Below are 1,744 nucleotides of genomic sequence, written 5' to 3' on the forward strand. Positions count from 1 at the left end.
GGGCTGGTTGTATTTGTGCGCGGTCCGCGACGGTCATTCCCGCAGGGTACTGGGCTGGGCAATGGATAGCGTTCAAGACACACACCTAGTTGAACGGGCCCTGCGGATGGCGCACACGCTGCGCGGTGACGTTCCTGAAGGACTGGTGTTTCACGCTGACCGTGGAACGCAATTCACCAGCGAGAAGCTCTGGGAGGTCTGCAGCAGACTGGGCATTGCCCAGTCTGTGGGGCGTACTGGTGTGTGCTTCGATAACGCGATGGCCGAGTCGTTCTGGTCGACGCTAAAGACTGAATTCTACGACCGTAAGCGATGGCCTACCCGTGATGCTGCACGCAAGGCTGTTGCCTACTGGATTGAAGTCGTCTACAACCGTCGGCGCCGGCACTCTGCACTCGGAATGGTCAGCCCCGTCGACTTCGAGAACCACACCGGCGCAATCAACAGCAGAAAAGAAATAGCTGCCTAACCACTAGGTAGCTCCACTACGTGTCCACGATTTGCGGGCAACCCCACATTGCACTGTTGATATCAGCAAGACGCTCCGCGATCGCCTCATTGAGTTCATCGAGGTTGCAAAAGACCTCGTTGCTGAAGTAACCCAGGATTTTGGTGTAAGCGATTTTCACGGCACGCTCTACCGCTGCCTTGTCACGAGGCCTGCCGGGCCTGGTCGGCACAATCGTGATCCCGTAATAGTCTGCAAACGCTGCGTAGCGATCAGTGACCATCCGGTATGTAGAGTTCTTCTTCGGCCGATAAGTCGCCGTAGAAGCATTATCGGGCACGATAACTGCTGGTACTTTGCCAAGATAGTTCAACGCTTTGACGTGGCACTCGATCCACGACGGCATCTTCTCGTTCGCAGCGGCCGTGACATACATCAGCCCTGAGTATGGGCTGACCGCGACGAACAATGACGCCTTGAACGCGGTATCACCACTGGCCTGATCTACTACAGGCACTTTGTCACCGGCCCAGTCAACGTAAAGCTCTTGGCCTGGCTCATGGGTGATAACTTCGACGAGATCATTGGCACGCAGAAATTCACTGAGCCCACTGCAAAACTGGGAGTACTGATACTTTGTCTTGTCCGTCGGACACGGCTGCGACAAGTAGTCCATCCACAGCTTGTGCCTGGTCACATGCTTTGTACTTCTCAGCTTGCGTGCAAGAGCCTGAAAATCAGGCTGGTCATAGGACAACGACCGCTTACTCCGGCCGTCGCTGAATCGATCATCGAACCATCCCGGTGGAAGTTGACGGAAACACTCTGGAGTTAGTGCCTCATCGTTGATGACTTTCTTTGCTCGGGATACTTCCCGTCGTGAACATCCCAATGCGTGAGTGATCTGCGCGTAGCTAGCACCATCAAGGCACATCGCGATGATCTGCTTGAAGTTGGCCACAAGGACCGGCTCCTTCCAAGTAGAAGTTGACGCAACACCAGCGGATTGTGGTGTCGCCAACATCAACTATGAAAGAAAACCCCCCTTGCAGTACCGGATACGCGGAACACCGGTACCAACTACGCGGACTCGCGGTACCAACTACCCCAAATCGACAGCGGATCACCGCAGAACTTACCGAGCGCTACCGCATTTCGCTCAACCGTAAGACTGTGGCGAAGCGGATGCGCATGATGGGCATTGAAGGGATTTCACCGCGTGCGTTTGTCCCAGTGACAACAATCCAAGCCAAGCGCAAGTCCACACTTCCTGACCTGGTCAAGCGCATGTTTGAT

Annotated in this window: 3 protein-coding genes; 2 read left to right on the forward strand and 1 reads right to left on the reverse strand. The window is 55.0% G+C overall.

Annotation, left to right across the window (positions count from 1 at the left end; translation table 11 throughout):
• A partial coding sequence (locus HMPREF2635_RS09455; RefSeq protein WP_141761703.1) for an IS3 family transposase occupies positions 1 to 469 on the forward strand: 469 nt, incomplete at its 5' end.
• 16 nt (positions 470 to 485) lie between these two features.
• Here the strand turns inward: HMPREF2635_RS09455 and istA are convergent.
• Positions 486 to 1,409, reverse strand: a complete 924-nt coding sequence (gene istA / locus HMPREF2635_RS09460; protein ID WP_210401610.1) for an IS21 family transposase — start codon at positions 1,407 to 1,409, stop codon at positions 486 to 488.
• A 68-nt stretch (positions 1,410 to 1,477) separates the two neighbouring features.
• On the opposite strand from istA, the gene HMPREF2635_RS13885 reads away from it, so the two are divergent.
• The coding region (locus HMPREF2635_RS13885) for a helix-turn-helix domain-containing protein (RefSeq protein WP_371326319.1) at positions 1,478 to 1,744 on the forward strand (267 nt) is incomplete at its 3' end.

Origin of the sequence: Corynebacterium sp. HMSC035E02, from assembly GCF_001836065.1 — a bacterium.
Lineage (GTDB): Bacteria > Actinomycetota > Actinomycetes > Mycobacteriales > Mycobacteriaceae > Corynebacterium > Corynebacterium hiratae.